General features: G+C 64.8%; 24 protein-coding genes and 2 pseudogenes. 6 read left to right on the forward strand and 20 right to left on the reverse strand.

Features of this window, described 5'->3' with window-relative positions; translation table 11 throughout:
* Together ABIS05_RS15060 and ABIS05_RS15065 are read left to right on the forward strand one after the other, a co-directional pair.
* Positions 1-451, forward strand: a pseudogene (locus tag ABIS05_RS15060) (endopolygalacturonase); the annotation flags it as partial.
* Positions 452-545: 94 nt separating this feature from the next.
* Positions 546-1,202, forward strand: a complete 657-nt coding sequence (locus ABIS05_RS15065; protein WP_348010375.1) for a rhamnogalacturonan acetylesterase — start codon at positions 546-548, stop codon at positions 1,200-1,202.
* Positions 1,203-1,266: 64 nt separating this feature from the next.
* Here ABIS05_RS15065 and ABIS05_RS15070 read toward each other — a convergent pair whose 3' ends face one another.
* The 7 genes and pseudogenes from ABIS05_RS15070 to ABIS05_RS15100 all read right to left on the reverse strand — a co-directional run.
* The gene (locus tag ABIS05_RS15070; protein ID WP_348010376.1) at positions 1,267-1,584 is read right to left on the reverse strand and encodes a hypothetical protein; all 318 of its coding nucleotides are present in this window, start codon (positions 1,582-1,584) and stop codon (positions 1,267-1,269) included.
* 5 nt (positions 1,585-1,589) lie between these two features.
* A complete protein-coding gene (locus ABIS05_RS15075) occupies positions 1,590-2,276 on the reverse strand; it encodes a penicillin-insensitive murein endopeptidase (RefSeq protein ID WP_348010377.1) in 687 nt (228 codons plus the stop codon).
* Positions 2,273-2,932, reverse strand: a complete 660-nt coding sequence (locus ABIS05_RS15080; protein ID WP_348010378.1) for a hypothetical protein — start codon at positions 2,930-2,932, stop codon at positions 2,273-2,275. Before ABIS05_RS15080 ends, ABIS05_RS15075 begins: the two co-directional genes overlap by 4 nt.
* Before the next feature lie 46 nt (positions 2,933-2,978).
* Positions 2,979-3,293, reverse strand: a complete 315-nt coding sequence (locus ABIS05_RS15085; protein WP_348010379.1) for a hypothetical protein — start codon at positions 3,291-3,293, stop codon at positions 2,979-2,981.
* Between the two features lie 94 nt (positions 3,294-3,387).
* The gene (locus ABIS05_RS15090) at positions 3,388-3,702 is read right to left on the reverse strand and encodes a hypothetical protein (protein WP_348010380.1); all 315 of its coding nucleotides are present in this window, start codon (positions 3,700-3,702) and stop codon (positions 3,388-3,390) included.
* 13 nt (positions 3,703-3,715) lie between these two features.
* Positions 3,716-4,294: an NADPH-dependent FMN reductase gene (locus ABIS05_RS15095; protein WP_348010381.1), complete on the reverse strand. Its 579-nt coding sequence runs from the start codon at positions 4,292-4,294 to the stop codon at positions 3,716-3,718.
* A 441-nt stretch (positions 4,295-4,735) separates the two neighbouring features.
* Positions 4,736-5,088, reverse strand: a pseudogene (locus tag ABIS05_RS15100) (IS21 family transposase); the annotation flags it as partial.
* Between the two features lie 745 nt (positions 5,089-5,833).
* Here ABIS05_RS15100 and ABIS05_RS15105 point away from each other — a divergent pair.
* The gene (locus tag ABIS05_RS15105) at positions 5,834-9,757 is read left to right on the forward strand and encodes an RHS repeat-associated core domain-containing protein (RefSeq protein WP_348010382.1); all 3,924 of its coding nucleotides are present in this window, start codon (positions 5,834-5,836) and stop codon (positions 9,755-9,757) included.
* A complete protein-coding gene (locus ABIS05_RS15110) occupies positions 9,747-10,043 on the forward strand; it encodes a hypothetical protein (RefSeq protein WP_348010383.1) in 297 nt (98 codons plus the stop codon). The genes ABIS05_RS15105 and ABIS05_RS15110 overlap by 11 nt, the downstream gene beginning before the upstream one ends.
* Before the next feature lie 898 nt (positions 10,044-10,941).
* On the opposite strand, the gene ABIS05_RS15115 is transcribed toward ABIS05_RS15110, so the two are convergent.
* From ABIS05_RS15115 to ABIS05_RS15150, 8 genes are all read right to left on the reverse strand, one after another.
* A complete protein-coding gene (locus tag ABIS05_RS15115; protein ID WP_348010384.1) occupies positions 10,942-11,610 on the reverse strand; it encodes a hypothetical protein in 669 nt (222 codons plus the stop codon).
* A gap of 30 nt (positions 11,611-11,640) precedes the next feature.
* On the reverse strand, positions 11,641-12,120 hold the full coding sequence (locus ABIS05_RS15120; protein ID WP_348010385.1) for a hypothetical protein: 480 nt from the start codon (positions 12,118-12,120) through the stop codon (positions 11,641-11,643).
* A gap of 4 nt (positions 12,121-12,124) precedes the next feature.
* Positions 12,125-13,420: a TRAP transporter large permease gene (locus ABIS05_RS15125; RefSeq protein WP_348010386.1), complete on the reverse strand. Its 1,296-nt coding sequence runs from the start codon at positions 13,418-13,420 to the stop codon at positions 12,125-12,127.
* A gap of 10 nt (positions 13,421-13,430) precedes the next feature.
* Positions 13,431-13,925 carry a TRAP transporter small permease gene (locus tag ABIS05_RS15130; RefSeq protein ID WP_348010387.1) on the reverse strand — a complete coding sequence of 165 codons (495 nt, stop codon included), beginning with the start codon at positions 13,923-13,925 and terminating at the stop codon, positions 13,431-13,433.
* Positions 13,922-14,878: a TRAP transporter substrate-binding protein gene (locus ABIS05_RS15135; protein ID WP_348010388.1), complete on the reverse strand. Its 957-nt coding sequence runs from the start codon at positions 14,876-14,878 to the stop codon at positions 13,922-13,924. The genes ABIS05_RS15130 and ABIS05_RS15135 overlap by 4 nt, the downstream gene beginning before the upstream one ends.
* Positions 14,879-15,043: 165 nt before the next feature.
* Positions 15,044-16,651, reverse strand: a complete 1,608-nt coding sequence (locus ABIS05_RS15140) for a family 43 glycosylhydrolase (protein WP_348010389.1) — start codon at positions 16,649-16,651, stop codon at positions 15,044-15,046.
* Positions 16,648-17,982 (reverse strand): hypothetical protein, encoded by a 1,335-nt coding sequence (locus ABIS05_RS15145; protein WP_348010390.1) that lies wholly within the window; start codon positions 17,980-17,982, stop codon positions 16,648-16,650. The genes ABIS05_RS15140 and ABIS05_RS15145 overlap by 4 nt, the downstream gene beginning before the upstream one ends.
* A gap of 5 nt (positions 17,983-17,987) precedes the next feature.
* The gene (locus ABIS05_RS15150) at positions 17,988-18,953 is read right to left on the reverse strand and encodes a sugar kinase (protein ID WP_348010391.1); all 966 of its coding nucleotides are present in this window, start codon (positions 18,951-18,953) and stop codon (positions 17,988-17,990) included.
* A 193-nt stretch (positions 18,954-19,146) separates the two neighbouring features.
* Here ABIS05_RS15150 and ABIS05_RS15155 point away from each other — a divergent pair, with 193 nt between their 5' ends.
* Entirely contained in the window at positions 19,147-19,437 is a 291-nt protein-coding gene (locus tag ABIS05_RS15155; RefSeq protein ID WP_348010392.1) for a hypothetical protein, read from the forward strand.
* A 49-nt stretch (positions 19,438-19,486) separates the two neighbouring features.
* Here the strand turns inward: ABIS05_RS15155 and ABIS05_RS15160 are convergent, their stop codons facing one another.
* The 5 genes from ABIS05_RS15160 to ABIS05_RS15180 all read right to left on the reverse strand — a co-directional run bounded on the left by ABIS05_RS15160 (position 19,487) and on the right by ABIS05_RS15180 (position 24,831).
* A complete protein-coding gene (locus ABIS05_RS15160; RefSeq protein WP_348010393.1) occupies positions 19,487-20,053 on the reverse strand; it encodes an ABC-type transport auxiliary lipoprotein family protein in 567 nt (188 codons plus the stop codon).
* Positions 20,050-21,015: an MlaD family protein gene (locus ABIS05_RS15165; RefSeq protein ID WP_348010394.1), complete on the reverse strand. Its 966-nt coding sequence runs from the start codon at positions 21,013-21,015 to the stop codon at positions 20,050-20,052. The genes ABIS05_RS15160 and ABIS05_RS15165 overlap by 4 nt, the downstream gene beginning before the upstream one ends.
* A 38-nt stretch (positions 21,016-21,053) precedes the next feature.
* On the reverse strand, positions 21,054-21,902 hold the full coding sequence (locus tag ABIS05_RS15170) for an ATP-binding cassette domain-containing protein (RefSeq protein ID WP_348010395.1): 849 nt from the start codon (positions 21,900-21,902) through the stop codon (positions 21,054-21,056).
* 45 nt (positions 21,903-21,947) lie between these two features.
* Positions 21,948-23,120: an ABC transporter permease gene (locus tag ABIS05_RS15175; protein WP_348010396.1), complete on the reverse strand. Its 1,173-nt coding sequence runs from the start codon at positions 23,118-23,120 to the stop codon at positions 21,948-21,950.
* A gap of 85 nt (positions 23,121-23,205) precedes the next feature.
* Positions 23,206-24,831, reverse strand: a complete 1,626-nt coding sequence (locus ABIS05_RS15180; RefSeq protein WP_348010397.1) for a methyl-accepting chemotaxis protein — start codon at positions 24,829-24,831, stop codon at positions 23,206-23,208.
* 336 nt (positions 24,832-25,167) lie between these two features.
* Here ABIS05_RS15180 and ABIS05_RS15185 point away from each other — a divergent pair.
* Positions 25,168-25,692: sigma-70 family RNA polymerase sigma factor (locus tag ABIS05_RS15185; RefSeq protein ID WP_348010398.1), on the forward strand; the 525-nt coding region annotated here is incomplete at its 3' end.

The following is a 25,692-nucleotide window of genomic DNA, read 5'->3' on the forward strand; positions in this document are numbered from 1 at the left end:
GCCCAATGGCGTTCGTATCAATCCGTCGTTCTACACACCGCTCGCCAATGGCCCGATCAAGCCAAAGTCGGTGGCGACTTCTGCCGGCGGCATCATCACCATTGACTGCGATTACGATCCGGTCAACGACAATGTGCGCACCCGCCCACCCATCGTGTCCGGGATCACGATCTCGAACGTCAAGGTGGGCAATGTGGCCGGGCAGGGTGGGAATTTTTCGGGATACCAGGCCATCGTGATACAGGGGCCGGTGCCTGCGAGCTATAACGGAACGGACAAGTCGCCAAAAGTCCTGCCGGTGAGCAACATCACCATCAGCGACTGCAATTTCGGCACGCCCGCCAACGCAGCCAATCCACTTTATTTGTACAACGTCGAAGGACTCACGCTGCGCAACGTGACCATCGGCAGCACGGTGTACAACAAGACGCTTTCTGCTGCGCCGGCCTGAGCGTTCCATGCGAATGACCAGCCCATCATCAGTAGCAGCGGCCTTCGCATGCATTGTTGCGTCGGGATGGGCGCAGGCCGCGGCGGAACCCGGTGTGCGCGTGATCCTGGTCGGCGACTCGACCATGCAGGCGCGCACGGGCTACGGCGACGCATTCTGCCAGCTGTTCCAGCCGGGCGTTACCTGCATCAATCTCGCCAAAGGCGGCCGCAGTTCCGGCAGCTTTCGCGCGGAAGGATTATGGGACGGGATGATCAAGCTGCTGCGTGAACAGCGGGTCGGTGCGGCTGACGGCGCAAACGACAGGACCTACGTACTGATCCAGTTCGGTCACAACGACCAGCCCGGCAAGCCCGGCCGCTCGACCGACTTCGCCACCGAGTTCAGCCCCAACATGGCCGGCTACGTGAAAGACGTGAAGGCCGCCGGCGGCGAGGTGATGCTCATCACGCCGCTGACGCGCCGCACCTTCAAGGAAGGCGTGCTGCCCAACGACCTGCGCCCCTGGGCCGAAAGCATCCTCAAGGTCGGCGCCGAGCAGGGCGTGCCCGTGCTGGACCTGAACGCCATCAGCAACGCCGCCGTGGCCGCCATGGGCCAACCCGCCGCCGACACGCTGGCCGAAGCCCCGCCGCGCTTCGACCGCACCCACCTCGGCCCCAAGGGCGCGGCGTTCTTCTCGGAGCAGGTGATGGAGGGGCTGGTGAAGCACAGGCCGGAGCTGGCGGGCGCGAAGACGCTGGCGCCCTGAGGGGCTCGGTGCTGGCGGTAAATGAGCGCCAGCGCAGCTGCGGAGCTTGCGGGCCCCATGCGGGTCAGCAACTGCTTCGCGCTGGAGGCTCGTCCCCGCAGCCGTGTCGCGGCAGCAGCATGAAGCTGCCCGCCAGTAGGCACACGCCGAGCGCAGCTCGCCAAGGCCATGCCAGGCGTTTCATCAGCAGCGCCAATCCGGCCAGCATGGCAAGCAAAGTGACGACCCAGACCAGCGAGGTCAGCGCGTAGACGCTGGTGACGTGGCCCGAAACGACGGTTGTCAGAAAAGCCCCGATGAGCGCTGCGGCCAACGTGCCGAGACCGGCGATCACGAGGACGATGGCCTTGAGTGCGCGTGTGGCGATGGTTGACGGGCTCATTGCGTTCAGTTCAAGGCCTTGCAGGGCACCGCGAAATCGACGTGGTAGTGCTCGTCATGCCGCACCCAGGGCTTGCCCTTCATGAAGTTCAGGTGCTGCCTCAGGTAGTCGCCGCGAGGCGTGGCGAACAGCTGGGGCAGAAAGGGCTTGTCGACGATGACCAGCGCCAGGCCGATGCCGCGCTCGGCCGCCGCGCGATGCAGTTGGTAGAGGTGCTCGGCCATGGCGGCGAAGTCGACGCGGTAGGCACCCCAGCGGCCGTCGTCGCTGAACTCGATGTCATAGCCGAACCGCTCGCCCACAGGCGTGGGCAAGGGCACGGACTTACCGCCCTCGTCGCGCACCGGCACGAAGAAATCGACCGACAGGCCGTTCTGATGCGAGCGATGCGGCCTGAAGCGCCCGCCGGACGGCCAGCCCGTCTCGCCGTAGACGTAGTGCACGTCAGGCGCCTGCTTCGCCAGTTCGGCATAGGCTGCGGCGACGATCTCGGCCACCTTGGCATGCACATGCGTGCGACCCAACGACACGCCGAGGCCGCTGTAGGGCGAGAAATTAGGGCCGTTGGCGGGCAGGGCGACGCTGGCTTCGATGCGGCCGCTGCTGGTGGTACCGAAGCATTGGCTGGTGGCTGCCAGCGCCGAGGTGGTCATTGCCACGAGGGCGAGGGCGGCGATGCCCAGTCGCTTCACCAAAAGCGCCACAACGGCTTCTTGGCCGGGGCTGGCACTGCTGGCGCCGCAGGCACGGCCGGCAACTCGCCGTCCGCGAGAAAGCCTTCGCGCAGGTCCTCCAGGCTTTGCGGGTTGACGCTCCAGAGGCCGGCAACCTCCATCACGTCCTCTTCATTCGCGAAGCGAAGATCGTCGCGCTCCCAGTAGGCATCCGTCCGCGCCTCGGGGCTTGAGGAGTCGTAGAAGCTGTGCCCCAACTGCACCTCCTGCGTCGTCTGATTGCCCGCGTCGACGCTCGTCTCCCCGGAGTGGCCGCAGTAGCAGTAGGCGCGGTCGAGCTGGCCGAGCGCCGCGCGACCCCAGGCATGCAGCTCGACGACGCGGTGGCTGGCGAAGAACTGCGCTTCGGTGCCCAGCTCCGCCGATACGCGGCGCAGCCTGTCGAGGAAGGGTGGCGGCGTTCCTTCCGCCAGCGTGAGGAAACCACTGCTCATGGCCAGCGTCCAGCCGTCGAGGGCGGGTGTGACGAACACCTTGCCCGGCTCTCGGTACGCAGCGGTGATCGCGGCATCTGCCGGCGCTGGCGTGAGGTGCTTGAGCCCCAACGCCCGGGCCACGGCTTCGCGGTCTGTGGCGCGGATGGCGAACCACGCCGTCTTGTAGCCAAAGGTCATCGCCGTTCGCCAGCCCTGTGTGTCGAGGGTTGCGACGTTAGCAGCCTTATTTGGTCGCCGCGGGCCGGCGGATCAGCGTGCGCTGGAACCAGGCCTCGTTCATGCGCGCCAGGAAGTTCGCATCGATGGGGAAGCCGCAGCCGTCACCCAGCACGGCCTCGGAGCCGCAGCGCGGGCACATGGCCGTCTGCTGCGCAACGGCGGCGCTGTCGTTCATGTTGTCCATCGTCAGCCCGGTCCAACCGACGATCTCGTCGGGCCTGAAGAGCTCGACGCAGTTGCAGCAGCCGCATTGCTGGCTTGCCTCGATCTGCGCCCAGTTGTTGGAGGTGTAGCGGTAGGCGGCGAGCAGTTCGTTCATGGGGGTAATCCGTGCTGGTTTGACCCGAGTGTGGCGCGGCCAGGGTAGGGTCTCAAGGCCGCCTTCCTACCTGCAGAGGACGCCGTCCAGGCTCTCACTGCCTTTCCCACAGTTCCTGCCAGGTCGAGGTGACGGTGGCTTCGATGCGGTCCGTGTTCGGGCCGACGGCGATGCTGTATTTGACCAGCCGCCCAGTGCTCCAGTGCGCGGCAAAGCGAAGCATCAGTTCGCGCTCGCTCCACTGGATGTCGTAGATCTCTGGCATTTCGCCGTCCGAGGTGTCGCATACCTGAACGGCAACGGTGCCATCGACGACCTCGAATGAGTACTCCGTGTCGGTGAAGCCGTCGCAGTACTTCCACGTGCCCGCGATGCGGTGGCTCATGCCGATGGGAATGACATTGCTCATGGGACGGTCGTGTTCAATAGTCCGTGTGATTTTCGGCGCTCAATGGGAATGTCGCATCCTCTGCAGTTCGCCCCAAGCTCACGGCTTGTGACAGCGCGGTGAGTGACGCCAGGATGGCCTGGGTGATTGCCGGCGTGCTCGCCATGTCCTGCTCGCCGAGGTTTGCTCCCAACAGCGGGATGCTGATCGACGCCGGCTCGACGATGACGGCCGACATGGTCGTGAGCGTTTCCCTCAGTGCCGCGTCGGCATGGTGGGCGCGCGGCGACGCGTTGAGCACGGCGACGGGCTTGTTCACGAAGGGCTCGAAGCTGACCAGCCAGTCCAGCAGGTTCTTGATGGCACCGGTCACGCCGTGGGCGTACTCGGGGCTGGCGATCAGCAGCGCGTCGGCCGCCGCGACCTGCATCTGCAGCGCCTGCACGCTCAGCGGCAGGTCCGCTTCGAGGTCTGGGTTGAACAGCGGCAAGTCGCCGACGAAGGTGCAGAGCTGGACCTCGATGTCGGGCGGCGCCAGGTGTTGGAAGGTTCGCAGCAGCGCTGAGTTGATGGACGCGGCGCGCAGGCTGCCGGAGATGGCGAGGACTTTCATGGTGTTCACAAGTAGATCAGGAGCACACCTTGCGCCGTCAGCGCGCCGGGTCCTTGCAGCGTCACGCGGTAGGCGGCTTGTGGAACAGGCATCGCTGTCGTTGTCGGTTTTCACTCAAGGTGGAACTTTTTTCACTGAAGATGGAACTGCTCAAGCTGGGCCCGCCTAGCCGCCGGGCTGGCGGGCGCGTCGTTGATCGCTATGCAGCGTTGCTGACCGTCGCGGCCATCGTCCGTGCGACAGCAAAGTGCCCAAAGCAGAAACTCGCCGAACCTCAGCCATAGGCTGGCTGTTGTCACCCCGTTCTAGAGGCTTAGTGACCGCTGAAGCCGATACCGGTGTCGAACAGGGCCCGGCTGGGTGACCGCCCCACCTGTAGAAGCTGACTGTTGCGGCCGACCGAACCTTGACCTGCGCCTTCTTCTCGACGACGCCCTTCTACCCGCCCGAGGCGCGGTTGCAGAAGTCCCGGTCGAACAGGTAGTGGTTGCACATGACCGCGAAGTGGGCATTGACGATACGGCCCTTGCCCTTCTTGAACTTGTCGACAGCTGTGCGCATGTTGTCGTAGGCGCCCCGGCTGGCTGCCGCCCAGCAACGCGAACGAGCGAGTCTGCGCATTGAGTAGCATCTCGTGGCCCTGCCCGGGGTAGGCCACCAGCGAGAAGGCGCGGGCCTGGCGCAGAGCTTTTGGTGCGCCACCTTGGCGTTGTGGTAACTCCGCCCGCCACCAGGCCTTCCTCGCTTCAGCCGAACTGGAAGGCATCGCCCAGCTGGAACATCCGCGGTACGAAGACGGTGGCCCCGCAAAACCCCTCGCAACCCGCATGAATACTGGCATTGCGGGGCGCACAGCGCAACTGGCGGCACCTGTTGCAGCTTCCCGCGCAACTGCGAGCCGTGTTTGTGTCACGTTCAAAGCACATCCACTCAGCCTCACCTGAAGTTATAGGGCGGCGCTGCACGGCAGGACTGCCAGCCCGTCGGACATGGCGGCGTGAGCCTAATCCTCACTGTGCGCACAAGGGTGACGGAGCCTATGTTTGGATGAATTGCGGCGCGCCCAGCGTCTTTGAATCGGGTCTGACGTCCCTGACACCAGCTTCATGCTTTCACCAAGGAGAGAGGCCTACGTTTGAACTTAACCTTCGTTAATCTAAGGAGCAGGCTCAGGCGCTCGTGCTCCGGTGCGATATAGATAGAAACCCAAGGGATAAGTTATGAAAAGCAAAGTGGGGACGGCGGCTGGTTTGCTTAAAAACCAGCTATTATTCATATGTGCGCTGACGGCATTTTCAGCATTTGCTGAAAACAAACTAGAAAGAGTAACGGTCCCTGGTAACGCGCGCGACCTTCGACTGCGGAATAATCGGCGAATGTCTCTATGGTATCTATTCCGGAAATTTTCCAAACATTACGCTGCCTGATGCGCCGCGTTCGGTAGGCACTGCTGAGCAAGGCTATAGCGTAACGTCAGCTCAGAATGGGGCGCCAGCTTCTTCAGATTGTAGCGATAAGAGCCCAACCCCGCCGGTATCAGTGAAATCTGACGCGCCGGTGATTTTGGCAACGGGAGCAAAATATTTGGCTTCGGCGGATTTTGCGCACTCGTCGAATTTAGCGTTGTCACTTCGACGAACCTATAGCTCCGATGGAAGTACAGGGCCGGATGCATTGTTCGGCCCCGGATGGCGTTCCACCCTTGATTATCAACTTACTGCAGACAGTAGTACATGTGGTGGCTCTTTCGGCTGCTCTCCGTCCGTATTAAGCCTTCAAACACCCGACGGAGCTGTCCAACGCTTCTATCGCTTCATTCCTCCAAGCCCTCAAGCCCCGTATCATCTTTACTTTACGCCCGCACGCATAACGGATACTAACAACCTGTCTGAAGGCCCCTATTCGTCGGGAATTTGGGGGCAATTTTGGGGCTCCACCAAAAAGCTGACGTTGAGCGTTGGTCAGCTCACGTACGTGTTTACATCTGCAAGCGGACTGAACGATTTTCGGATCAGTTCTATCCTTAATGGTACGGCGCCGCTTTACGTCTTTACAAGAAATTCTGCTGGCAAAATCATCTCCGTAAAAAATTATTTTGGCGATCAAGTAACTATTGGGTGGGATGCTGCCAACCAACATGCGGTGTCCGTGACGGCGCCGAACGGAAAAACTTGGCAATATGGGTACAACGCTAATGGCATGTTGGCGCAAGTAACGCCGCCGTCAGATGCGGGTGGGATCGGCAGCTACCAATACTATTACGAAGACAGTAATGCTTCTCGTTTGACAGGCTACAGCGCGGCAGGCATTCGGATATCCAACTATCGATATTTCTCCGACGGAAAAGTACAAAGTAGCGTCCTCTTGGACGGATCCATTGCCGATACGTTCGAATACGGTACTGACTCGAGCGGCGCCCCCTATACCGTAAAAACCGATTCGCAAGGATACAAAACTCGCTATCAGTTTGCCGTCGTAGCGGGACAGCGTTTACTCTCTTCTGTGACTAGCGATGGTTCATCGTATTGCCCGAGTCTGGCGTCGAGCCAAACCTACGATGCAAATGGTTTACTCAGTTCTTCGCGAGACTTCAACAACGTAAGTTCAACCTATAAATACAATAAGGACGGCCTGCTCCTCGAGAAGGTTTCTGCTTCAGGCACATCAAGTCAACGAAAGACTGTTTTTTCATACCAACTCGGAACCAATGGTGTAGCCCCAGCTCTGCTGAGTCGGGTGGAATATGACGCCGCCAACACGCCAATTCTCAAAGAGGAATTTACTTATTCCAGCTCCTTGTATGGCATGTTGCCGTTGACAAGAAAAATCACGGATTTGACATCGGGCTCGCAGCCTTTTAGGCAGATGCGAAGAGTTTACTCAACTAATGCGGCATACGTGCCGACGGGCTGGACAGAGTATTGGACCGCGCCAAGCGGAGAATATTCAAGCTCAATGGCGTTTGACGCTGTGGGCCGCAATGTATCGATGACAAATGGGGCGGGACACGTAACTTCGTTCAGTGATTTTGACGGACTTGGCAACCCTGGGCGTCAGGTCGATGCATCAGGGCAGGTCACACTGATGAGTTATGACAATCTCGGGCGCGCGCTCGGCGCTAACGTCGTCGGCGTATCGCTTGGCGCGTTCACGTATGACGGCCAAGGTAATCTAGCAAGAGTTGCCACGTCCGATGGGGGCAACGACTCGTTTTCCTATGCCAGCTCCGGTGAGCAGATTGCCGTGACAAATGCGCTCGGTGAGCGCGTCGGTTTAACGTCGCCGTTGGGCAGCAATACAAAGGTTTTTCAGAGCAATCGAAACGTCGCAACTTTTAGCGGCGGTGGTTTTAGCGTATCTGCGGCTGGTACATTCAGTCAAACCACAATAATGGACCAAGCTGCGGCTGGACGACCGGGCAAACAACTGGGCAACAACGGCCAAGTTAGCACGTTTATGTATGATGCCAATGGAAACGTAAAAAGCGTTGTCGATGCAGCGGGGCGGACAACCTATGCTACCTACGACGCTGCTAACCGGCCGACAAAAACAACCGCGCCAGATGGTTCTACGGTGCAATACGCTTTTAACCCTGCAGGGTTCCTGCAATCAGTTACCGACGCTCGCGGCTTGGTTACGCGATATACCTACAACGGCTTCGGTCAACTCACTTCCAAGACAAGTCCCGACAGGGGTAATACTACATTCGGCTACGACGCGGGCGGGCGCCTTGCGACGGAGAGTCTGGCAAATGGCGTAACGCTATCCCATGGTTGGGACGCATTAAACCGCCAGACCTCCCAGACCGTATCGGGCCTTAGTGAATATTTCGTCTATGACGAAGGGAGTTACGGCAAGGGCAGCCTCACGACCATGGCCGGGACGGGCGGCAGCGTCAAGTTCGCCTATGAAGCCGGTGGCCGCTTGGCCAGCCAGACCGTGCTGGCCCAGGGCCAAACGCTCACCGTGGGCTGGAGCTACGACACCTCTGGCCGCCTCACCGGCATGAGCTACCCCGATGGCCAGTCCCTGACGTTCCAGTACGACAGCTACGGCCGCTTGAGCACGGTGCTGGGCAATGCCGGCAACGGCGGCTTTGTCGTGGCAGACAGCATGCTCTACCAGCCGGCCAGCAACCAGCGCTACGCTTGGCGCTTCGGCAACGGGCTGCCGCGGCTGTATACGCAGGACGCTGATCGCCGGCTCACCCAGCTCAACGGCGGCACGGTGCACGGACTGCAGTTCGGCTATACGCCCACCTTGGACACCCTCGCTAGCATCAACGACACGGTCTACGGGTCGAGTGAGTCGTCCTCACTTGGCTACGACGCCCAGGACCGGCTGAACAACGTCTTGCGCAACGGTGCCAACCAGGGCTTCGGGCTGGATGCCAGCAGCAACCGGCAGACGCACGTCCTCAACGGCACGACCTACACCTACGTCATGGATCCGGCGTCCAACCGCCTCGTGTCTGTCACCGGCAGCAACGGCGGCACGCGCAGCTTCAGTTACGACGCTGCGGGCAACATGACGCAGAACGCGCCCACCGGCACCGTGCACACCTACGTCTACGACGGCTTTAACCGGCTGGTGCAGGTGAAAGACGGCGGCACCGTGGTGGCCACGTATGGCTACGGGCCTACCAACCAGCGGCTGTGGAAGAGCACGGCAGCGGGCGTGACCACCTTCGTCTACGGCTCGCGCGGCCAACTGCTGTACGAGCGCGGGCCGGAAGGCAGTACTGCCTACGTGTGGCTCAATGGCGAGATGATCGGGCTCATGCGAGCCGGGGCTTTCTATGCAAGTCACAACGATCACCTGGGGCGGCCGGAGGTACTGACCAACCAGTCGGCGCAGGTGGTGTGGCGGGCGTCGAACCATTCGTTCAGCCGGACGGTTGTCCCAGGAAGTGTTAGCGTGCTCAATCTTGGGTTCCCAGGGCAGTATATGGATACTGAGAGCGGGCTTTGGTACAATTGGAACCGGTATTACGATCCGACGATTGGTCGCTATACTCAAAGTGACCCTATAGGGCTGAAAGGTGGCGCCAATACCTACGCATATGTCGGGGGAAACCCACTCGCTAGAACCGACCCCACAGGGGAGATAGCAGCGGAGGCTGTTATTGTGGCTGGCATTGGAGTAGGCATAATAATGATGTCACCCCCGGGTCAACAAGCTATACGAGATACGGTAAGCGGTATCGTTAGGGCATTTCAAGGCAATGGCAAAGATCCCTGTGAGGGTTTGCGTCGAGAACTAGCAAGTCATGAAGCAAAGCTGGAGCAGTACAAAGCTGATCCGACGTCAATGGACAATCTTGGTCACCTTATTGTTGCTTTGTTGAAAAACAATCCAGAACTGGCTAAAAAGATTATGGATACTCGAGTCAATAGTTTGAAAGGTCAAATAGAGAATTTTAAGAAATTGATTAAAGAGTGCGAGGACAAGAATGGAAAATAGCATTAGCATAGCGGATCTCAGGTTGATTGTTAATCAAATCTTCGATCATATAGAGTTTGATCTTGGGCAACATGTCTTTAATTTAGATCAAGATTTCTATTGGGGCGTGCCGGATGATGAGCGCTATGATTTCACCAAAGAGCCAAGCAGTTATTCTGTCGGGCAGTTAGTTGATGACTGGAATTTTCTTTTGCCGCTGCTAAAAGATCGGGATCGCGCTGTTGCGTTCATGTTGGTCCACGTCGCCCCGCTACTCCATCATATTGGTCAGAAAATTGGTCATTAGCGGCCGCGTTTATATTATTTTCGCCCTAGTTCTAACCGCGGGCGCTGTGCAACTAATTCCCGCCAACGTGACATGTTGATGACTCTGACGGTGGAGCGCAGCGCAGCCTATTACTTTTTCGTTGAGCCTGTCGAAGGACTTGGTGGATCTTTCGGTATTGTCGAGGCCCTGTTGGCAATAGTTGAAACTCTCCGCTGGACGAGGCTAGGGTTGCTTCTCAGGCAGGGCGATTGCATGAGCGGGAAGGCAAATTTGTGCTAATCCCTGCCCACAGGTGTCAGAACAAGGTGATTGGGCGTTGCGGAGGCAGAACGAGCGTGTTTTTCTACCGCTCCGCCGCAAGCTGCACAAATTTCAAGCACCCGCCGATTGACCGACGCCAGTTTCCAACCACGTGAGCGGATGCGCCGTCAAAGAACTTAGCGAGGCAAAAGCCGCCCAATCTGTTGTATTTGTCGCAAAATCCTTCATGCAATCGCCCTGGCTTCTCAGGCGCCGCCCATTCTGGCGCTGCTGGACGCTTTAGTTCTCGAGCGGACCCGCTGCGCTGCTGTACATCGTCGTGGATCTGGAATTTCGGCTTTGGGCACTTTGCTGACTCTCAGGCGCCGACTCCCTGCGACAGCACCCAGCCTGAAGCGTCCGTCCACGGCACGTTTCCCACGGGAAACGGCCCTGACCTGTCAACGCCGCCGCCGCGCCGGGGAGCCGGAGCCGTCCTAAGTTCCATCTTCAGTAAGACAAAATCCGGAAAGTTCAATGTTCAGTGAGACGGCGGTTCAAGGTGCGACGAGGTGCTCGCCGCTAAGACCCTGATCCGCTGGGTGGTTCGGTCTCGGGATGAGTGAGATCCGACAGTCATCAGCCGCGTGCGCGCGCATGGCGTATGCCCCCAGCCTCACGGTGGCGTGCCCTCGGCTGCTGCTGCAAACAGCGGCGCCGCGCGCTGCCCCAATGGTTCGTCCGCAAAGAAAACCAGGATGGCCGGATGTTTGCCGCCTGGCCAGCGGGGCTGCTCGGCCACCCATTTCTGAACGAACTCAGTGACCGTCAGGCGCGCCGCTTCCCGCTGCAGCTTGCTCAGCATGGCCGTGTTCGCCTTGGTGGCCAGTACGGCGGTGATGGACTTTTGCAGCGACTGAACGGCCGCCTCACCGGTGATGGGTGACCACAAGCCGAGGGCAAACGATTCGAGCTTGCCGGTGTCGATCGCCACGGGCAGGGACGGGCGGACCGGCGGCGCAATGACGATCAGCGCGCCCTCGGTCTGACGCAACGTCCATTCCTTCGCAAGTGGGATGTGATAGCGGTAGACGGCTGGGACGCGTATCTGCGCCACCGTTTTGCCGAGCGGCACGCCGAGCACGGTGTGTGTGGTTGTCGAGTCGAAACGCTCCTCGGCCGACACGGTGCTGACCTCCAGCAGGCCGCCTGCCGTGCGCATCACGACGGCGTCGGCGCTGGTCACGGTGGTCACCGTTTTGGGCGGTGCGCGCAGTTGCCAGGCGAAAAGTGCGGCGTTCGCGGCGACGCCGACGATCAAGAGTGCGAGCAGGCCGATTCGCATGGCGAGCGTGGGTGGGGAGTGACAGTCCCGTCAGCCTACTCGCTCCAGCCAGGCAATCGCCGCTTGCTGTTGCTCCGAGTCGAAGCGGTGCCCGCCGGTCGTGAGCCGTGTGCTGATCGCGCCCGGACGTGGCCAGGCTCGGGCGAGGCCGGCCCAGGTGGCCTGCACCGCATCCCACGGGAACAGCTTGTCCTCGGGCGACCCGAACAGCAGCAAGGGCCGGGGCGCAATCAGCGCGGCCACGTCGGGGTGATCCAATTCCGCCGCCAGCCCCGGGTGCGCCATGCTGAAGGCGGACTGGCCTTGCAGCGTGCTGCCGTCGTCCCCGGGCAGCAAGATGAGCCGGCGGGCTGTGGCCAGCGCGTCGGTGCGCCAGGTAGGGTCAGCCCGCCAAGCCAGGCGGGGGCGCCAGGCGCGCTGCACGCGGGCCAGCGTCTCGTTCAGCCCGTCGGCTCGCGCCAGCAGCGGGCCGGCGGCGAGTGCCGCGAGCAGCCGGCGGCGGCCGTTCATGGCATCAGCCGCCCACCAGCTTGGGCAAGGTCAGCGACAGCATCGGGATATAGGTGACCGCCAGCAGCGTGACCAGCAGCGCGCCGTAGAAAGGCGCGATGGAGCGCATGACTTGGCCCACGGAGATGCCGCCGATCGCGCAACCCACGAACTGGACACTGCCCACGGGCGGCGTGTTCAGGCCGAGCGCGCAGTTCAGCAGCATGACAACGCCGAACTGCGTCGGGTCCATGCCGGCCTTCATGCAGATGGGCAGGAAGATCGGCGTGCAGATCAAGATGGTGGCCGCCATGTCGAGGAAGGTGCCCAGCACGAACAGCAGCACGTTGACCCACAGGAAGATCAGCCAGGCGTTGTTGCCGCTCATCTGCTCCAGCCATTCGCCGGTCTTCTGCGGCACCTCGTACAGCGCCATGAAGTAGCCGAAGGCCGACGAGATGCCGATCAGCAGCAGCACCACGCCTGTCGTCTTGCAGGCCTTGGCGCAGGCGGCCAGAAAGCCCTTCCAGCTTAAGGACCGGTAGACGACACCGGTGACCAGCAGCGCCCAGCAGACGGCGGTAGCGGCCGACTCGGTGGCCGTGAACACGCCGCTGAGGATGCCGCCCAGGATGATCACGATGACGAGCAGGCCCGGCAGCGCCGCCAGGAAGGCCGAGAACACCGCTGCCCAGCCGGGGAAGGCGCCGTGCGTCGGGTAGCCGCGCTTGCGGGCGACGGCGTAGGCGGCCACCAGGTTGGACACGGTCAGCAGCAGCGCCGGGATCAGGCAGGCGAGGATGAGGTTGAAGACGCTCACCGCCGCGATGCCGGCCGTGGCGAGCACGTAGATGATGAGGTTGTGCGAGGTCGGCATCAGCGCGCCGACCAGCGCTGCGTGCGTCGTCACGTTGACCGCGTAGTCGGCGTCGTCGCCCTCGCGCTTCATCAGCGGAATCATCACCGAGCCCATGGCCGACACGTCGGCCAGCGGCGAGCCGGCCACGCCACCGAACAGCGTGCAGCCCAGCACGTTGCTCATGCCCAAGCCGCCGCGCACGTGGCCCACCAGCCGGTTGGCGAAGTTGACGATGCGCTCGGCGATGCCGCCGTGCAGCATCAACTCGCCCGCGAAGATGAAGAACGGGATCGCGAGGAAGGAGAAAATCTGCATGCCGCCCACCATCTTCTGGAAGACGATGGCCATCGGCAGATCGGCCGCGAGCGCCGTGGCGACGGACGACAGCCCGATGGCGAAGGCCACCGGCACGCCCAAGAGAAGCAGCAGCACGAAGCTGATGCACATGACCCAAAGTTCCATACCCTCCACGTCAGACCCCAGCTTCTTCGACAGATTCACCGCGCCACAGCGCGATCAGATGCTCGATGCAGAACAGCACGATCAGCACGCCGGAGATGACCAGCGGCAGATAGTCCAGCCCCTCGGACACGCCCAGCATGGGCTTGGGCTCGGCCCATTTCAGCGTCAGCCATTGCCAGCCGGCCACGGCCATCAGCACGGCGAAGACCAGCACGCAGACATGGATCAGCGCCTCGGCCACGCGCTGCGCGGCCTTGGGCAGCAGCACGACGATGGACTCCATGCCGAGGTGACCCGCGTCACGCACGCCCACCGCCACGGCCAGCGCCGTGATGTAGAGCACCAGCATCAGCGCGAAGGGCTCGGTCCAGGTCGGCGAGTCGTTGAGCAGGTAGCGGCCGATCACCTGCCATTGCACGCAGACGATGAGCACGACGAGCCCCAGCACGGCCAGGCGCAGCGACCAGCGCGACAGCGTCGCGCAGAGCTTGGTGTAGGCCGTCATTTGATGTCCTGGATGGCCTTCACCAGCTTCTGCAAGTCGGGTGTGGTCACGAACTTGGCCATCACCGGCTGCATGGCCTGGCGGAAGGGCTCGCGGTCGACGACGACGATCTCGGCGCCGCCTGCCTTCACCGCAGCCAGCGCCTTGGCCTCCTGCGCGTCCCACAGCTGGCGCTGCACGGCGACAGAGGCCTTGGCGGCGTCGCGCAGTTGGGCCTGTTGCTCGGGCTTGAGCTTGTCCCACACCTTCTTGCTGATGAAGAGGGCATCGGGCGTCATCGCGTGCTCGGTGCGGCTGTAGAACTTGGCCGCCTCGAAATGGCGGAAGCCCTCGTAGCTGGGGATGTTGTTTTCGGCCGCGTCGATGAGGCCGGTCTTCAGGCCGGTGTAGACCTCGCCCGGCGGCATGGGTGACGGGTTGGCGCCCAGGGCGGTCATCGCGGCCACCGAGAGGTCGCTCTGCTGCACACGGATCTTCAGGCCCTTGGTGTCGGCCAGCGTGCGCACGGGCTTGCGGGCGTAGATGGAACGCGAGCCGGAGTCGTACAGCGCCAGGCCGACCATGCCCTGGTGCTCGCAGGCCTTGAGGATCTCCTCGCCCGGCGCACCGTCGTAGGCCTTGCGCATGTGGGCCGTGTCGCGGAACAGGAAGGGCAGGGACGGCACCATCGTCTTGGGACACATGGCGGCCAGTGGCGCCAGGTTGACGCGGGTCATCGCCAGCGCGCCGATCTTGACCTGGTCGATGGTCTCCTTCTCACTGCCGAGCGCGCCCTTGTTGAAGACCTTCACGGTCAGCGCGCCGCCGCTGCTCTTGGCCAGCGCCTGGCCGAGCTGCCTGACGGCGGCGACAGTGGGGTAGTCGTCGCTGTTGTGGACGTCGGCGGATTTCAGTTCCAGCGCGAAGGCGTGGGTGCCGAGCAGTGCGGCCAGCAGGGTGAGGGTCTTCTTCATGCTTGTCTGCTTGTTTCTCAGTTGTCTGTTCCGCATTCGCGGCACCCGCGACGCACGAAACCGCTCGGGGTTTTCTGCAAGAGAACACAGCCACAGAGGCAAGAGACACAGAGGGAGCTTCATTCCGCTGTCTCTGTGCCTCTGTGGCTTTGTTTGGTTTTCATTTCAGTCGAGTGCGCCATAGCGCAAGTTCGAGAACCGCGCCTCGCCGTTGCCGGCGGCGTAGATCGCCGGGCGCAGGCTGGCGAAGCCGCCCGCGGTGTTGTGGTGGTAGCCGGTCACGTCCATCTGTACCGGGAACTTCGTCCACGGTTGCGAGGCGTCGGCGCGGCTGTAAAGCGTCAGCACATGGCGCACGCATGTCAGCCTGAGCTGCATGCGGCGCGACGATGCAGGCATGCCCACTGGCTTGGGCACGGCGCGGATGTCCAGGCCGTAGCGGTGCAACTGGAAGCTCTTCGCGTTGGCGCCCATGCCGGCGTACAGGCGCGGGCTGTAGAAGACGACGAGGCCGGCCTGCACGCCTTCGTCGAAGTCGAGATCCAACTCCACTTCATAGGCCAGGTCACCCTGGATGAAGCCCAGCGGCGCGCTGTCGCCGGGGCCTTTGCCAGGTGTGGCGCGCAGGTGCAGCTTGCCGTCGGCGATGCGGGCGCGGGGCATCTGGCCGCTGCCGCTGAGAAACTGCCAGTGGGCTTTGAGCGTGCTGCCAGCGAAGTCGTCGGACAGGGCGAGGCCGTGTGGCAAGGCTTGGCCGCCGGCCGGCATGGGCAGGGGCTGGCCGTCGTCCACGTCGACATGGAACCAGCCATCGGCGCTGAAGCGCGCGGGCGCCAGCAGCATCTGCCGGCCCAGCGTGTGGAAGCTGTTCTCGTAGCCGTGATACAGCATCCACCAGTCACCACGCGGGCCTTGCACGAGGCTGCCATGGCCGCGCGACCACCAGCGCTCGCGCGGCGAGGTCGTGCGCATCAGCGGGTTGTGCGGCGCCTGCTCCCAGGGGCCTTCCAGCGTGCGGCTGCGCGCGGCGATGACCATGTGCCCGGTCGGTGGCCCGGCCGTGCCGCCCACGGCCAGCAGCATGTGCCACCAGCCGCCGTGGCGCAGCATCTTGGGGCCTTCGGGCGAGAAGCTCTCGACGTCCCAGTCATCGGGGTAGTGCCAGGGGTCGTAGATGTGCTCGATGGCGCCGACGGTCTTCAGGCCATCGGCGCTGAGTCGCACGCGGTCGCCGCCGCTCAGGAACAGCCAGCGCTGGCCGTTTTCATCGGCGACATGCGTTGGGTCGATGTGCTTGTGCAGGCCGAGCGCGACGGGTTTGGACCACGGGCCCTCGATGCGGTCGGCCCACATGACGAGGATGTCGGCCGGCGTGCTCTTGACCGGCAGGTAGAGGTAGTAACGGCCCTTGTGCTTGCACAGGTCCGGCGCCCAGACGCTGCCGACGGCTTCCTTCAACGCGTTGGCGACGGGCTGCCAGTTGACGAGGTCGCGCGAGTGCCAGATCAAGAGGCCCGGCACGGCCTCGAAGCTGGAGTGCGTCAGGTAGTAGTCGTCGCCGTCCTTCAGCACCGTGGGGTCGGGCCGATCGCCGGCCAGCACCGGGTTCAGGTAGCGGCCATCGCCCAAGTCCGCCTTGCGCTGGCCCTCGATGCCTTTCGGCCAGGGCTTGCACGGCGGCAGATAGGGCTGGCCGGGTGCGTCGGCACAGTCGGCCGCCCAGGCCGTGGGCGCCGCCAGCAGCGCCAGCAGCTCACGGCGCAGAACGGTCATCGCGAAACCTGCGTGAACAACGACTGCCAGCCCGCCTTCGGCGCCATGTCGGTGAGGTTCCAGTCGGCCTCCACAAAGGCGCGTTGCGTGGGCTTGCGCTTGGGCAGGCCATCGGGGTTGTTCTGGGTCTCGTCGTCGATGAGGGTGCCGCGGTCCTCGGCGATGTCGCTGAGCTGCTTGAAGTCCAGCGGGTCGCGCGCCCAAGGCCGCGAGCCGACGACGAGCGGCAGCAGCCGCTCCAGCTCGCGCGGCGCCAGCCACTTCAGGCCGGCCGGCAGATAGGGCTCGCGCGCCGGCACGATCTGCGCGGGGCCGGAGGTGTAGCGGCCCGTCGTCGGCAGCGGCTGGCCCTGGCGGTCTTGCGCGAGGTTGTCCTGCTCGAAGAGCTGCACATCGCCCACGCCGCCGAGCGTGAACAGCGGCAGGTTGCGCTCGGTATTCGGGCCGGCGCGGTAGACGTTGCCGGCCAGCGTGATCTTGCCGGTCTGGTAGGGCCGGCCCACCCACTCGTGAGCGATCAGGTTGTAGTGCACGGCGCGCCAGCCGGGGTTGTAGATCAGGTTGTTGACCATCGCGCCCCACACGCCGCCCTTGAACAGCGCGTTGCGCTCGCGGTTGGACGCGTAGACATTGCCCAGCAGCAGGATCTGCGTGGCGTTGTCGTGGATGAGGCTGCCCTTGCTGTGCTCGCCCTTGATGTGCACCGCCTCGTTCAGCCCCTCGTAGATGAGGTTGTGGCTGTAGGTGATGGCGTGCGAGGTGTGGGCGCGCCAGTCGTCGGGCGTGGCGCCCTCGAAGCGGTGGCCGCCGACGGAGAGGTTCTCGTCCGTCGCCCAGGAGAAGCTGCAGTGGTCGACGATGACGCGCTCGGCGCCGTCGCCGGTGGACAGGCCGTCATGGTCGTTGCCGCTGCGCTTGCCGCGCCCGTAGGCGCCGGGGCGGATGCTGACGTGCTGCAGGATGACGTCCTTGGCGAACACCTCCAGCTCGCCCTTGACGAGCGTGATGCCGGGGTTGGGCGCCGTCTGGCCGGCGATGGTGACGCGGCCCTCGCGCAGCTTCACGCTCTTACCGCCCAGGTCGATGACGCCGCCAACCTCGAAGACGACGATGCGCGGGCCGCTCGTCTCTAGCGCCGCCGTGAGGCTGCCCGGGCCTTCGGCCGCCAGCGTCGTCACGCGAATGATCTTGCCGCCCTGGCCGCCCGTCGTCTGAGCCCAGCCGGCATGCACGTAGGTGGCGGGGTGCAGCGGGGCCTGTCCTTGCCATTCAATCTGGGCATGGCACAGGCCGGCGGTGGCCGCGAGGGCCAGCGTGCAGAGGATTCGCATCGGGTTCAGCCTTGAAGCAGGTCGTGCATGGCCTCGCGCGGGATCAGTGCGCCGGGGTACTGGATGACGCGCGCCGCGAGCCGGTTGCCGAAGGCCGCAGCCTGGGCAGGCATGGCGCCGCGCAGGCGCTGGCTCAGGTAGCCGGCGGCAAAGGAGTCGCCCGCCGCCGTGGTGTCGACAACGCGCGGCACGGCCTCGGTCGCCACCTCCTGCCAGCCGCTGCCGTTGCCACTGCCGCCAACGATGGCCGACAGCGCGCCGCGCTTGATAGCGATCTCCGCCACCGGCAGGGCCTGGGCGGCGCTGACGGCAGCGGCCAGGTCGGGCAGGCCGTGCAAGGCCTGGTGATCGTCGGCCGTGATGAGCGCGATGGACGCCGCCGCGAAGGCGCGGCCATACCAGTAGCGCGCGTCGGTCACCGAGTCCCACAGCCGGGGGCGGAAGTTGTTGTCGAAGGCGACGACCTTGCCGGCAGCACGCATGCGCGTCATCAGCGCCAGCACGCGCTCACGGCCGGCCTGGGGCAGGATGGCCAGGCTGATGCCGGAGAGGTAGAGCGCATCCAGCGCCTCGGCCTGCTCCTCCAGCGAGGTGCTGGCCGCGTCGAAATACGACCGCGCCGCCGCCTGACCACGCCAGTAGTGGAAGCGTCGCTCGCCGCCTTCATCCAGTTCGATCAGGTAGAGCCCCGGCACGCGCCCGGGCAGGCGCTGCACCAGGCCGGTCAGCACGCCTTCGGCGGCCCAGCGCTCCAGCATGCCGGCGCTGAGGCTGTCGTCGCCCAGGGCCGTCGCGTAATGCACGTGCAGGTCGGTGCCGCCGCAGCGGGCCAGGTAGACGGCGGTGTTGAGCGTGTCGCCGCCGAAGGTCTGGCGCAGGTTGCCGAAGGCCTGGCCCTGCAGTTCGAGCATGCATTCGCCCAGGGCGGCAATCGACACCGGCCGGGAGGCGGCCGAAGGGGTTGGATTCACGGTTCTATAAAATGAAACAGCGGTTCAATAAAGATAACTTGCGCGGTCCACCGCAGGGCTTCTGGTTTACCCAGGCACGCCGATGGGGCGGCGAAGCACTCGGGCAGGCGTGCACGCCGGCGGCAGCGGGCGACTGAAATCTGTTGTTACGCCGCGCTGCGTGCATGATGGCGACAACGCTTGAGGAGCAGCCATGAATGACGGTTTTGGCCATGAAGTGCCGCCCCCGCACGCCCAGCAGACGCACCGGCAGGTGTCTCGCTTTCTCGTCGTCATCGGCTCGAACGACGGCGGCATGGCCCGCCTCTTTCTGGCCGACCGCACCCAGGTCGGCGAGTTCGACGCCGGCACCGAGGAGGTGGTCGAGCTGATCAAGACGGCTGCGGCCAGCACCGGCGCCAGCGGCCCGGAATGGGACCGCGCGCTGGGCGGCCACACGGCGGCTGAGCGCGCCAGCGCGACGGTCTACGAGCTGCCCGTCTGAGCGGCCCGCGCGGGCAGCAACAGCAGCGCCAGTACGACGCGGGTTGCGCTCACCGGCAGGACGCCGCCAGCCAGGTGGCGAGTTGTGGCAGCCAGTCGTCCACCGTCTGCGCCAATGCGCGTACCGCACCTGTCGCGTCGGGCGCGGCGGGGCGCTCGATACGCCAGTGCTGCTGCAGCGCCGCGCCGCCACCGGCCGGCCAGAGCGTGGCCTGGACGCGCAGCACGGCCAGGCTGCTTGTCGCGCTGGTGAAGACCTGCTCGAACTCGCCGAGGTTGATGGCGAGCAGGCCGGCTTGCTTGCCGGCGCAGCCCGGCGCGGCCGCCAGCTGTTCGCGCAGACGTTGCGTCAGCAGCGCGGCGGGTGCTGCGGCCCAGACGCTGTCGCGGTAGTGCTCCAGGCGCTGGGCCTGCTGGAAGCTCAGGCGGTAGGCGATGCCTTCGCCACCGAGCCAGGGCGGTGCGGTGACGTCGGCGAGGCGCCAGGCGAGCGTGCCGCCGGTGGCTGCAGTGGCCGGCGCGGGGCCGAGGTCGTAGACGGCGCGGGCGGGTGTGGTCGGCGCGAGCGAGCAGGCGTTCAAAGCGAGCGCGGCGAGCAGGGTGAGGGCGAGTCTCATTTGTTGGCACCTGCCAGGCGGTCCGCGAAGCCGGCTTCCCCCGGCCCGGGCGGCCGTGAGCTGCGGCCGAAGAGCAGGCTTTGCGGCTGGTCGCCAAGGTCGGCGGCGGTGCGCTCCACGCTGCGGCTGGCGGCGGCGATGTCGCCCAGCAGCGGGCGGCTGCGCGGCGGTGTGTCGCCCACCAGCGCGAGTTCGAGGTTGCGGGTGGTCGTCTGCAACTGCGTGGCCGCGCCGTCCAGCCGGTCCAGCACGGCGACGCGGGTTTTCAGGTCCTGGGCGAGCGCGCGGCTGTCGGCCGCCAGCGATTCGATTTCGCGCAGGGCCGCGCTGGCGCGCTGGGCGGTCGCGTCGGCATCCTTCAGGAACACCGGCAGCGCGCGGGCGCCGGGCTGCAGCGCGGCCATCAGGCGGCTGGTGTCGCCGGCGGCCTGCTCCAGTTGCGCGAGGCTGCGGTTGAGCTGCGCGCGGTTGCCTTCGCTGAGCAGTGCGTTCAGCCGTTCGGCCGTCTCGGCAAAGCCGGCCAGCAGCAGCGGGCCGCTCTCGGCCAGGCGGTCCAGCAGCGTCGGCTTGAGCGCGAGGCGCGCACCCGGCGCGGCACGCTGCAGGGCGGCCTTGGTGTCAGCCTCCTCCAGGCTGACGAAGGACAGGCCGGTGACGCCTTGCAAGCCGAGTTGCGCATGCGTGCTGGCCGACACGGGCGCTGCCGCGTCGACCGTGATGCCGACGAGGATCTGGCGCGGGTCTTCGGGGTCGAAGCCGATGCTGTCGACCCAGCCCACCTCCACGCCGCGCAGCTTGACCGGCGCCTTCAGGTTGAGGCCGGGGACGCCGCTGCGCGCGACGACGGTGTAGTGCACGCGCGCCGTGCGGTCGCCCTGGAACCAGGCCACGCTGGCGGCCAGCATGAGGCCGAGCAGCAGCAGGAAGAGACCGGCGGCGAGGGCGTGTGCTTTGTTTTCCATGGGTGTTTTCGGTCAGCTACCTTTGTTTGGTTTTCACTTCAGGCAGATTGTTCTTCTCGAAGCACGGCGGGTATGCCACCTTCGTCGCTGGTGTCGTCCAGGCTGAGGCGGAAGCGCCGCAGGTCTTCCTCGGCACAACGTTGCACATGGCCGAGGAAGAAGTTGCGCACGAATTGATGGGGCAGCCGCGCGACGTCGGCCAGCGGGCCGCAGGCCAGGATGCGTTGGTCGGCCAGCACGGCCACGCGGTCGACGACGGCGAACAGCGTGTCGACATCGTGCGTGACCATGACGACCGTCAGCCCCAGCTCCTGTCTCAGCTTGCGCAGCAGCTTGACGAACTGCTTGGCGCTGTCGGGGTCGAGCCCGGCGGTGGGCTCGTCCAGGAACAGCAACTGCGGGTCCAGGATCAGCGCCCGCGCCAGCGACACGCGCTTGACCATGCCGCCCGACAGCTCGGCCGGCCGCTTCAGCGCGTCGTCGGCCTTCAGTCCGACCTGGGCCAGCTTGAGCATGACCAGCGGCTTGACGAGATCGGCCGGCACGCTCTTCAACTCGCGCAGCGGCAGGGCGATGTTGTCGAACACGCTGAGGGCCGAGAACAGCGCGCCGGCCTGGAACAGCACGCCCCAGCGGTAGCGCACGCGCTCCAGGTCGCGCGCGGCGCAGCGGCCCAGCGGGTGGCCGAAGATCTTGACGCTGCCGGCCTGCGGCACCTCCAGGCCGAGCAGCAGGCGCAGCAGCGTCGTCTTGCCCGAGCCCGAGCCGCCGATCAGCGCCATGACCTCGCCGCGATGCACGGTGAGGTTGAGGTTGCGGTGGATGACGTGGCCGGCGAAGGCGGTGGTCACGTTGTTGACTTCGATGATGGGTTCGGTGGCCGTCATGCCCTGTGACCCGAAAGAAACCCAATACCAACTTTGTTCTGCATTTCAAACCCCCGCATTGGAAAACAGCACCGCGAAGATCGCATCCACGACGATGACCAGCGTGATGGCCGTGACGACCGACTGCGTGACGCTCTGCCCCAGGCTCTCGGTGTTGGGCTTCACGCGCAGCCCGAAGTGGCAGGCCAGCAGCGCGATGAGGCCGCCGAACAGGATGGACTTGATCCAGCCCAGCCACAGGTTCACCGGCTCGACGACGCTGGGCAGCAAATGCAGGAACTGCATCGGGTCGAGCTTGAGCTGCGAGCCGGCCGCCGCCATGCCACCCAGCAACATCAGCGCGCTCGTCCACAGCGCCACTAGCGGCAGCGAGATGGCCAGCGCAATCACCTTGGGCAGCACCAGCCGCACGGTGTGCGAGATGCCCATGACGGACAGCGCGTCCAGCTCCTGCGTGACGCGCATGACGCCGATCTGCGCCGTCATGGCCGAGCCCGAGCGGCCCGCCACGATGATGGCCGCCAGCAGCGGCCCCAGCTCGCGCAGCACGGCCAGACCGAGGATGTTGATGATGAAGATGTCGGCGCCGTAGGCCTTGAGCTGGCGCGAGATCAGGTAGGACAGCGTCAGGCCGACGAGGAAGCCGACCAGCGCCGTGATCGGCAGCGCCTGCGCGCCGGTGCGGTAGACATTGGCCGAGATCTCGCGCCAGCCGATCAGCGACGGGTGGCGCAGCACGACGCCCAGGTCCAGCAGCAGGCGGCCGGTGAGGGCGACGATGTCGATGCCGTGGCGTGCAAACGCCAGCAGGCTCAGGCTGGCGCGCTGCAGCCCCGGGCCGAGGCGACGCGGTCGCTTGGGGCTTGCGCTCGGCTGCATGAACTGCGCGAACAGCGTCACGTGCTCGGGCAGCCACAGCAGGCGCGACGGCGGCTTCTTGCCCCATCCCTGCCACAGAGTCAGCGCGCCGGCCGTGTCCAGCCGGCCCAGGCCGCGCAAGTCCCACAAGGCATCGCGATGCTCCGCCACGGCGCTGGCAATGCACTGGCGGAACTCGTCGTAGCGCCCGCGCAGGGCCAGCAGCGTCCAGTCGCCGCTGACCCGCCATTCGCGCGGGCCGCTGGCCAGCAGTTGCGGCTCGGCGTCGGCCGACGCGTCGGCCCGGGCCTCGGTCGGGCTGTCAACGGTTGATAGGGGCAGGGCGCCGGCATCGCTCATGGCGCAACGATAGCGCCTCCCAAGTGTTGAAGAGCTGCGAGGCTGTGTGCCGCAGTCCGTTGGGGCCTGAGGAGATGGACAGCCGCTAGCTGCGGCCCAGCAACGGCGGGCCCGTCCACGCGCCGCCGGCGACGTGTTCAATGTTTCCTTGCTCGTACGCCAGCAGCACTGGCAGCTTGAACACCGACACCACCTCGGCCAATTTCGCGGCCTGCTTCCGCAGGCTCTCGGCTGCTGCGGCGCTCTCCTCGACCAGGGCGGCGTTCTGCTGGGTCACCTCGTCGAGCTGGCTCATGGCGTCCCCCACTTGTCCGACACCGCTGGCCTGTTCTCGCGAGGCACTGGAGATCTCGGCAATGAGTTCGCTCACGCGCTGCACCTGGCGCACGATGTCGTCCATGCCCGTCCCGGCTTGGCCGGCCAGGCGGGCGCCAGCATCCACCTTGTCGACGCTGTCGCCGATCAGCGTCTTGATCTCCTTGGCCGCTTGAGCGCTGCGCTGTGCGAGCGTGCGCACTTCGGTGGCAACCACCGCGAAACCGCGGCCCTGCTCACCGGCGCGGGCCGCTTCGACAGCCGCGTTCAGTGCCAGGATGTTGGTTTGAAAGGCGATGCTGTCGATCACGCCAATGATGTCGACGATCTTCTTCGACGCCGCAGTGATGTCGTGCATGGTCGTGACCAGTTGGCCCACTGCCTCGCCTCCCTTGATCGCCGCCGATGCCGCCGACGTGGCCATCTCGTTGGCTTGCTGGGCGGTCTCGGTATTTTGTTTGATGGTGCTGGTGATCTGCTCCATCGACGCGGCCGTCTCTTGCACGTTGCTCGCCTGCTCCTCGGTTCGCTGGCTCAGGTCGGCATTGCCGGTTGCGATCTGTGCAGAGCCGCTGGCAATGTGGTCGCTGCCTTGCCGCACCTCACCGACGATGCGGACCAGGCTTTCATTCATGCGGCTCAGTGCGAGCAGCAGCTGGGCCGCTTCGTCCCGGCCGCCCCGCACGTCGACGCGCGTGGTGAGATCACCGCCGGCAACCGTTTGCGCCAGTTGGACCGCCGCTGCGATGGGGCGCGTGATTGAGCGGCTCAGGCGCCACGCGCAGGCCGCGCCGATGACCACGCAGGCCAACCCGCAGAGCAGCATCAGCAAGCGGGCGGAGGCAATGTCGGCGGCCACTTGGCCGCCGCTGTCGTGAGCCAGCCGCTTTTGCAAGACGACCAGCTCCCGCACCGGCGTGCCCAGCGCGTCCAGCGCCGGCAGCGTCTGCTGGAGCATCAGGCCGCGCGCTTCGGACATCTGCCCTTCGCGGGCCAGCTTGCTCACTGCAGAGAACGACGAGACATAGTGGGCTCGCGCCTCCTTGAGGCGCGCCAGCATGGCCTTGCCTTCGGGGCGCGTGACCAGTTTGTCGAGGGTTTCGAGTGCCGCGCTGACCGCGCTCCGGTTCGCGTCGATCTGCTCATGGATGCGTGCCAGCTGCTGGGCGTCGGTCGCCAGCAGCAGCTCCAGCGTGCTCCGGCCGTTGGCACGTGTGAGCGTGTCGATGGTGGATGCGGCTTCGGATTTGACCCAGTCCTCGTTGAGGATCTTGTAGGTGGCGTCGCCGATGAAACCAAGCCGAAGGATGGCGAACACGATGAGCGCCGCGATCAGCGCCAGGACGAAGCCGAAGCTCAAGGCGAGGCGAACCCCGATCGTGGTGTTCCTAAGCATTGGATGTCTCCCTGTGAGATAGATCGAGAAGTCTTGGCGCTTCTGAACCCCATTTTTAGGCTGAGTCGGTGCTGGATGACAGGTGTAACGCTGGGGGAATAGCCAATTGCTTCACGCCGGATGCAGTCGCGTGGCTGATGCGCCGCGGAGGAAGGCGCTGCGTTCAGTAAGAGGGTGGTGGAGGTATTCAACCGCGTGCGCGGCTGCGGCCGGAACGGCTCTGACCGACTTGCGCTGACTTCGGCCATGCCCCTGGGGCCGGCTCGCTACCATCGCCTTGAACCTCCGGGCCGCGAGCCGGAACACACGCGCATTGGCAACCCGTTTGTGACGAGCATGTTGAAGTGGCTGAAAGTCGGAAGAGCCGGAAAAGAGCGCGAAGACGCCTCGGCCCCCCGGCGTGAGCCGGCCGCCGAGGCGCTGGAACTGGCCCTGCTGGCCGGCGTGAAGCTCGGCCGGCGGGCCGACTTCGACGCGCTCTACCGCATCTATCACCCGCGGTTGTGGCGCTTTCTGACGCACCTGATGCGCCAGCCCGAGGCCATCGAGGAGGTGCTGAACGACACCATGCTGGTGGTCTGGCAGCGTGCCGACAGCTTCGATGGGCGCAGCAAGCTGTCGACCTGGATCTTCGGCATCGCCTACCGCAAGGGACTGAAGTCGTTCAGCCGCCAGGATCTGCCGGTGGACGCGAGCGAGCGGCCCGAGGCGGCCGATACCGGCCCCGGGCCGGAGCAGCAGCTGGACCTGGCGCGACTGCGTGGGCGGCTGCGCAAGGCCATGGCCGAGCTGTCGCCGGAACACCGCGCCGTGGTGGAGCTTTGCTACTTCCACGACATGGCCTACGGCGAGATCGCCGAG

Origin of the sequence: Roseateles sp. (genome assembly GCF_039929605.1) — a bacterium.
Classification (GTDB): domain Bacteria; phylum Pseudomonadota; class Gammaproteobacteria; order Burkholderiales; family Burkholderiaceae_C; genus Pelomonas.